Annotated in this window: 6 protein-coding genes and 1 pseudogene; 2 read left to right on the forward strand and 5 right to left on the reverse strand. The window is 63.8% G+C overall.

Translation table 11 applies throughout. From position 1 onward, the window contains the following. Positions 1-489, forward strand: a pseudogene (locus B3V69_RS06680) (ribonuclease E/G); the annotation flags it as partial. 76 nt (positions 490-565) lie between these two features. Here the strand turns inward: B3V69_RS06680 and B3V69_RS06685 are convergent. From B3V69_RS06685 to hemC, 5 genes are all read right to left on the reverse strand, one after another. Continuing rightward, positions 566-1,639, reverse strand: a complete 1,074-nt coding sequence (locus B3V69_RS06685; RefSeq protein ID WP_296444957.1) for a GGDEF domain-containing protein — start codon at positions 1,637-1,639, stop codon at positions 566-568. Between the two features lie 34 nt (positions 1,640-1,673). Next, the gene (locus B3V69_RS06690) at positions 1,674-2,963 is read right to left on the reverse strand and encodes a heme biosynthesis protein HemY (protein ID WP_296444959.1); all 1,290 of its coding nucleotides are present in this window, start codon (positions 2,961-2,963) and stop codon (positions 1,674-1,676) included. 2 nt (positions 2,964-2,965) lie between these two features. Then, entirely contained in the window at positions 2,966-4,033 is a 1,068-nt protein-coding gene (locus tag B3V69_RS06695; protein ID WP_414707477.1) for a uroporphyrinogen-III C-methyltransferase, read from the reverse strand. 65 nt (positions 4,034-4,098) lie between these two features. Continuing rightward, positions 4,099-4,908 carry a uroporphyrinogen-III synthase gene (locus B3V69_RS06700; RefSeq protein WP_296444961.1) on the reverse strand — a complete coding sequence of 270 codons (810 nt, stop codon included), beginning with the start codon at positions 4,906-4,908 and terminating at the stop codon, positions 4,099-4,101. A 3-nt stretch (positions 4,909-4,911) separates the two neighbouring features. Then, entirely contained in the window at positions 4,912-5,859 is a 948-nt protein-coding gene (hemC, locus tag B3V69_RS06705; RefSeq protein WP_296444964.1) for a hydroxymethylbilane synthase, read from the reverse strand. 102 nt (positions 5,860-5,961) lie between these two features. On the opposite strand from hemC, the gene B3V69_RS06710 reads away from it, so the two are divergent. Then, positions 5,962-7,502 (forward strand): phosphoenolpyruvate carboxylase (locus B3V69_RS06710; RefSeq protein ID WP_296444966.1); only part of this gene is annotated, 1,541 nt, incomplete at its 3' end.

Below are 7,502 nucleotides of genomic sequence, written 5' to 3' on the forward strand. Positions count from 1 at the left end.
GAAGATGCGGCGGCAGAACCCCGCAGGTCCTATTTCACCACCAGCACCGAAGCACCGGCCATGGAGGCAGTTGCGGCACCCGTGACCCTGGTTGCCGAGGCGCCTGCAGCGGCACCGGTCGCACTGGCACCGGCTGCACCCGAGCCCGTGCGCAGGCCTGCCGCGGCTCCGGTTGCGGTAGCGCCTGTGGCACCAGTTGCTCCTGCACCGGTTGCGGCGCCAAGCGGCATGCCCCCACTGCAGTCGTTTGTATTGCCCCTGGATGAATTGGCCCAGGTGGCCCAGACTTCCGGCTTGAACTGGGTGAACTCGAACGCGGAAAAAATTGCCGCAGTCCAGGCGGCGATTGCCGCCGAGCCCAAGGCCATTCACGTGCCACGCGAACGGCCGGCCGTGGTGCACGTGGACGGGGGTCCGCTGGTCCTGGTGGAAACCAAACGCGATTTGCGCAATATGACACTGCCTTTTGAGGAAACAGGGGCGCAGTAAAACAAGCCGCTGCTCTCACGGGCAGCCGCAAAAAAGGGCACTTGAAGTGCCCTTTTTTTGTATCCGTCACCCGGGGTCAAAAAATATCGACACCGCCGACCTTCGGCGTTTCACCAAAGAATCCCCGACGAACCAGACCGAGGTGACTGGACACCTTGTTGCGGCCACTCCGCTGAGCAAAGTCAACCGCACGCTCGGTTTTTTCAAGCGCGCTGCTGGGGGAATCATCGGCCATCACACTGGTAAAACCACAGCTGACCGTGACGCGGCCGACCTGCGGAAAATTGAACTTCTCGACGTTGGCGCGAAAGCGCTCGAACGCTGCCAGCACCAGGGCTTCGTCCGGGCAGTGCATCAACACGCCAAAATGTTCGCCGCCGAAACGGTAAATGCGGTCATAGGTGCGAAACGTGTTGTTCATCACCCGCGCCACCAGCAACAGCACTTCTTCTGCAATGAGGTGGCCATGCTTGTCGTTGATCAAACCAAAGTTGTCAATGATGGCCGAGCCCAGCCAGTAATTGGCCGGCACACGGTGGCGACGTTCCTGGTCCTGGCCTTTGGGCGACCCCGCCGTTCTGGCCTCGCCGGTGACACCGTCGAGCTCTTCGAGCACCGCGCTGTAAAAAGCGTCATCCAGCGACTTGCGGTTCAGCAAACCCGTCAGCGCATCGCGGTCGCTGTACTCCAGCAGGGAGTACATATTGCGGTAAATACGACGCAATTGCTCTATCGTCAGAAGCTCATTCTCGGTCAGCGTGGCGTTCGAGTGAACTTCGATCACACCTTCGTCGTCCTTGCGTGAATCAGAAAACAGGGGAAGCATGTTGATGCGTGGTCCCTCTTCGCCAGCCCAGGCGATTTCAACCGTTTCACGACGCTGAAGGCACTTGAGCCGGTCTGGGGCATCGTCCAGGCGCAGCAGGGTCGAGAAGTCCACCCGCATGGGGTCGACGACTTTGCCGCCGCCCATCGCATCCAGACGGGCCACTTCAAGCCATCGCTGTTCACCCTCGAAATTCATGACACGGGCAATGACGATGCGCTGGATCGGAAGCAGATCAATCAGTGCCTTGGACAGCGTGAGTTCCAGCAGATCCCGATCCCGGTGGTCGGTCAGCTTAAGGATGTGTTCAATCAATGTACTCATAGGTTCCTTATGATAGACCTGAATCCCGGACGCGTCACCTCGTTGTTGGCGTCTGAGCCGCGTTTTTCCAGGCTTGCGTCGAAGCGACAATATCGCCCCGCCGCTCGGCCAGCTCGGCCAGCGCGGTCCAGGCATTTCGCTCCAGACCGGCATCCTGCAATCTCGGCAGTGACTGCTTTAACAGCTGTTGCGCCTTGCCCCACAGCTGAAGCCGCATGCAGGTGATTCCCGCCAGGTACAGCAAGGTCGAGTCGGCTGGATTGGCCATCTGTGCTTTCTCGATCCGGGTCAGCCAGGCTGCTTCTGGCGCACCGGAGGTCAGCGCAAAACCACTTTCCAAAACCCGAATGAGATGGATGCGCTGCGCGTCCGTCAAAGCCTCCGGCTGCGCCACCATGCGCTCCCAGATCGGCAGCAACCAGGTGCGGGCGACGTCGACATCGCCGCCCAGCTTCAGCATTCTTTGGGCCGCTTCGAGGGCAACCTCGGGCGTCAGCCGTTCCGCCGCATCAAGCTGGCTCCACACAGTTTGCAACTGGTCCGGGTCGTACGCGGTCAGCACCAATTCCATGGCCAGGCCACGCAAAATTCCTTGGGCGGCCACTTCAGAAAACGCGCGGTGCTTGGCCAACAGACGTGCGGTCTCCAGCGCCGGCAGCGTCTGACGCGCCATCCGCGCGGCGGTCAGGCGCAAACGCAAGGCAATGGTTCGCCGCGAGGCGCCTTGCGGCAGATCGTCCAGCCATTGCAGCGCGCCTTGGGCGTCCTGGTCTTCAAGCGCCCAGCGGGCCGCCCGCAATTGCACGCCCTCGCGGGTTTCCTGCGCATCGCGCCGTGACGCTTGCTCCAGTGCCTGATGGAAATGCTCTTCACGGGCTGCTTTGTCCTGCAACGCCTGGGCACTTTCGGCAGCCAGCAGGTGGGACAGAGCACGCAAGCGCCCCGAATAGGCCAGTGTTTCACCGCTGCGCGTCATCGCCGTCTCCCGTGCCAGCACCACTTCAGCCGCTTTTCTGGCCCGAATGAAGCGTCCCGCCATCAAATGCGAGAGGGCATCGAGCAAAGCGATGTGCATGCCGCGTTCCTGGTGCTGGATGCGCCAGGAGCGCGCATGCCCCGGTATCGCAAACAAGGCGGCCAGCGCGCGCAAGGCCACATGCACGGTGAAAAACAACAGGGCCAGCAGCAGCACCACCAGATTGAGAGACAAGTCGACCCGGTAAGGTGGCCAGAATACCGTGATCGTGCCCTGGTTATTGCCGGCAAAAAGCGCGATCGCCACCGCCATGCCAAACAACGCCAGAAACCACAGCGCGGCCCGCATGTCTATCGACCCGCCGCCGCGGTGGTAAGAGCGGCCAACGTTTCATCCACGCGGGGCAATTGCAGTGTCTTCATCTGTCCTTGCACCTGCTGCAGCAAAGTCGCGGCGGTCTTCGTTTTGCGCGAACTTGCATCGAAGTATTTGTTGAGCGACAGGGAGGCCTCCGCCAGATCCGCCCGCGCCGACTCCAGTTGCCGGGCCAACAGCCCGAGTCGGGCGTTGAGCAATTTGAGTTTGAAGTTTTCCCGCAGGAAAAAGGACTGCTCCGGCGACAGTAGCGCCGCCTCCGGCTGCTCGATGCGGCTGACCCGCACCAGACCACGCGCCTCGTCACGCAGCACCTGCAGACTGCGTTGCCACCACATGGGCGCGGTCTCTGAACTCTGGCGTTTGAGCGACCCCGTGGCGCTCGCCGCCGCCACCGCATTGGCCGGCACCAGCTCATCGGCCAAATGCACCAGCTCGTCAAGCTTCACCAACAGGCCGGGCGTATCGCTCACCGCGGCCGACTTGATGCGTTCAATGTCCCGCCCTATGGCCCGTTGCAGAGGGGTCAAGCGCGGCTGCGCGGCTCTGGCCACCCGTTGGTCCGCACTTTTCAGCGCCGCCAGCAAGGGCTCGACACTGCCGGTGAGTTGGGCCTGCTGCTGCGCCAGGCGGATGGCGGATTCAATATCAACCACCAGGTTTTCATCGCGCGAGCGCGACAGACTCTGCATCAGCTCTTCGAGCTGTGTTCTTTGCAGCGCGACCTCGCTCAAACGTGCCTCGAAAACAGCCACCCGCGCCGCCGTCTCGCGCGCCAGTTCCTGCGCCTGTTTGGCGGTGGCACGGGCCTCAACGGACTGGGCGCCAGCATCAGCGCTTTGGCGCGCCAGTTGCTCCTGGATGGATGCGAGTTTTTGCCACAGAAAACCGCTGCTCAGCAAGGCAACCAGCGCCAGCACACCCAGGGCCATGATGAGCCCGCGCGGCACGGTCTTTGGCGTGGCCGGGACCATGGGGGCGTCCAAGGCCGCGAGCGCAGGCGCCGCCCCACCGGGCACATCGCCTCCCGCGGAGACCAGCATTTCGGCATTGGGGTCGGAGTTCATCGCGTGATTTTAAAGTGTTGCGGGCGGTGCTGGTCTGCGGCTCAGACTGTGGTCTGCCCCACCAGGTTGAGGGAGGCCACCACGTCGACCAGCGTCGGGCGTGATTCGCCAACCACGCCAAAACCGGCCCGGACGGCGGCGGCCGCAATGCGCGGATGGGTCGCCAGTGCGCGCGCTTCGGCCCAGCTTTGGCCGGGCAGCCAGGCGCTCAGGTTGGCCACCGCTTCGGTGCTGCTGAGCAGCCAGACCGAGCCATCGCTGGCCGCCTGCTGCGCCAGTTCGCGGTCACGCGGGCTGAATTCAGGTGCGCCGCGCTGGTAGGCCATGACGAAATCCGCCTGGCCGCCGGCTTCGGCGACACGCTGGGCAAACCACTCGCGCCCCATGCCCGGCCCGGCACCAGCGCTGCCTGCCGCGTCGCCGCCGCGCACGATCAGCACCCGGTCGCCCGCTCGCACCTGCGCGCCGACCAGCCGCCACAGGGCTTCCGAATCAAACTGACCGGAATCCAGCGGCGGCACATCCAGCCGGTCCGGCGCAACGCCGGCGCGCAACAAGGCCCTGGCAGTTCCGGGGCCAGTCGCCCATGCTCTTGTTTTAATAGCTGATTGCGCAATGAATACGGGGGCTAGAGGCGGTTTTAATGCAAAGAAATGGTCAACCGCATTGCCACTGACGAACATCACACCGACGTAGTCAGCCAGACGCTGCCAGGCTTGAAGCAGATTCGCCGGGTGGTCCACCGGCCCGACTTTGATCAGCGGCAGCGCCACGGCATTCAGGCCGAGCGCTGACAAATCGAGCACCCATCGTTGCGCCTCACGCTCGGGGCGGGTAACGATGACGCGCATGGTTCAGGGTTGGCCTTGGGGCGCAAGCGGCGCCAGAATGGACCCGCCGATTGCCGCCACGCCTGCCTTCAGATCGACCGCGACGCGCGCGCCCAGCGCCGTGGCGCTGGCCAGGTCGGTCACCGGCGCACTCATCTTCACGCACACCAACGCCAGCACGCCTTCAGGGTCGCCCCAGGCGGCATCGATGGTCAGCGTGTTGCCGGTGAGTGTGGCAAATGCGGCCAAGGGCATGGAGCAGCTCCCGCCCATGGCCCGGCTCACCGCGCGCTCGGCCGACACCGCCAGCCAGGAGGTCTGGTGCGCCAGCGGTGCCAGCGCGTCGATCACCTCTTGCCGGTCGGAGCGGACCTCAATTCCCAAGGCACCCTGCCCGGCGGCCGGCAGCATACTGCCCGGCTCGAACACGTCACGAATACGGTCGCCCAGACCGAGTCGCTTGAGGCCGGCGGCCGCCAAAACGATGCCGTCATACAGGCCGTCATCGAGCTTGCGCAGGCGCGTGTCGAGGTTGCCGCGCAAAGGCTCTATCTTCAAGTCGGGGCGCAAGGCGCGCAGCAAGGCCATGCGGCGCAGGCTCGACGTTCCGACCACGGCGCCCTGCGGCAGACTGGTTAAATTCGCATAGCGGTTGGACACAAACGCATCGCGCGGGTCTTCGCGCTCCATCACGCAGGCCAGCGTGAAGCCCTCGGGCAGCTCCATCGGCACGTCTTTGAGTGAATGCACGGCGAGGTCGGCCCGGCCATCTTCGAGCGCCACTTCCAGCTCTTTCACAAACAGCCCTTTGCCGCCCACCTTGCTCAAGCTGCGGTCCAGTATCTGGTCCCCCAGGGTGGTCATGCCCAGCAGGCTCACCTGGTGGCCGCGCTGCTCCAGCAGGGCCTTGACGTGTTCGGCCTGCCACATGGCCAGGCGGCTCTCGCGTGTTGCTATTGTCAAATTGCTCATATGCGCTATCTTAAGGTCGTAACCTGTTTGTAATCTTGGACCAACAGGGGATGCTAGCATGACCCGAACTGCCGTTTCGCGCCCCATCCTTTCAAAAATACCATGATCCAAGCTCCAAAATCCGAGTCCGCCAAACGCACCAAGGACAACGAACGCCCTCTGGTGGAGGACATCCGTCTGCTGGGCCGCATTCTGGGTGATGTCATCCGCGAGCAGGAGGGTGTCGCGGCCTTCGAGTTGATCGAGCAAATCCGCAAGCTGTCGGTGGCGTTTCGCCGCGACGCCGACCACGAGGCCGACAAGGCGCTCAAGAAACTGCTCAAGGGCCTGAGCGGCGATCAAACCGTCAGCGTGATTCGCGCCTTCACCTATTTCAGTCACCTCGCCAATCTGGCGGAAGACCGCCATCACATCCGGCGCCGTGCCATCCACGAACGCGCCGGCGACACCCAGGAAGGCAGCATAGAAGTGGCGCTGGCGCGCCTGCGCTGGGCCGGTATTGCCCCCAAAACAATCTCCGACACGCTGGCCACCAGCTTTGTGTCGCCGGTGCTCACGGCCCACCCGACCGAGGTGCAGCGCAAAAGCATTCTGGACGCCGAGCGCGACATTGCCCAGCTGCTGGTGGCACGCGACGACATCAAGGTCAAGGCCGCGTCGGTCAACGCCAACAAGGACGCCCTGACCCCGCGCGAACTGGCCGCCAACGAGGAGCAGATGCGGGCCCGCGTGCTGCAGCTCTGGCAAACCCGGCTGCTGCGCTTCACCAAGCTCACGGTGGCCGACGAGGTCGAGAACGCGTTGAGCTATTACGAATCGACCTTCTTGCGCGAAATCCCCAAGCTCTATGCCGATCTGGAACGCGAGCTGGGCCAGCACCCGGTGCACAGCTTTTTGCGCATGGGCCAGTGGATTGGTGGCGACCGCGACGGCAACCCGAATGTGAACGCGCAAACCCTGACCCACGCGCTGCGCCGCCAGGCCGATGTGGCCTTGCGCCACTACCTGACCGAAGTGCATTTTCTGGGCGGTGAACTGTCGCTTTCCACCATGCTGGTGGACTGCCTGCCCGCCATGCAGGCCCTGGCCGACCGTTCGCCCGACAACAACGAGCACCGCAGGGACGAACCTTACCGGCGCGCTCTGATCGGCGTCTACGCCCGACTCGCCGCCACCCTCAAGGACTTGACCGGCGGCGACGCCGCGCGCCACGCCGTGGCCCCGCAAAACGCCTACACATCGGCAGAAGAATTCCTGGCCGACCTGCGCACCATCGAGGCCTCGTTGCTGGCGCACCATGGCGCGGCGCTGGTGGCGCAACGGCTGCACCCGCTGATTCGGGCGGTCGAGGTCTTTGGCTTTCATCTGGCCACCGTGGATTTGCGCCAAAGCTCGGACCAGCACGAAACGGTGGTGGCCGAGCTACTGGCCGTGGCGCGCATCGAGCCCGCTTACGCGCAGCTCGATGAAATGGCGAAACGCCGTCTGCTGATTGACCTGCTCAACGAAGCCCGCCCCCTGCGGGTGATGGGCACGGTCTACTCGGCCCACGCCCAGAGTGAGCTCGCCATTTTCGAAGCCGCCAAGGTGATGCGCGAGCGCTTGGGCGCGCAAGCCATCCGCCACTACATCATCAGCCACAC

This window comes from Rhodoferax sp. UBA5149 (assembly GCF_002413825.1).
Lineage (GTDB): Bacteria > Pseudomonadota > Gammaproteobacteria > Burkholderiales > Burkholderiaceae_C > Rhodoferax.

Bases quoted from the DNA above. Each gene is read 5' to 3' on its own strand.
- B3V69_RS06695 (WP_414707477.1), bottom strand. From the start codon at position 4,033: ATGCTGGTCTCCGCGGGAGGCGATGTGCCCGGTGGGGCGGCGCCTGCG.
- B3V69_RS06685 (WP_296444957.1), bottom strand. From the start codon at position 1,639: ATGAGTACATTGATTGAACACATCCTTAAGCTGACCGACCACCGGGAT.
- hemC (WP_296444964.1), bottom strand. From the start codon at position 5,859: ATGAGCAATTTGACAATAGCAACACGCGAGAGCCGCCTGGCCATGTGG.
- B3V69_RS06700 (WP_296444961.1), bottom strand. From the start codon at position 4,908: ATGCGCGTCATCGTTACCCGCCCCGAGCGTGAGGCGCAACGATGGGTG.
- B3V69_RS06690 (WP_296444959.1), bottom strand. From the start codon at position 2,963: ATGCGGGCCGCGCTGTGGTTTCTGGCGTTGTTTGGCATGGCGGTGGCG.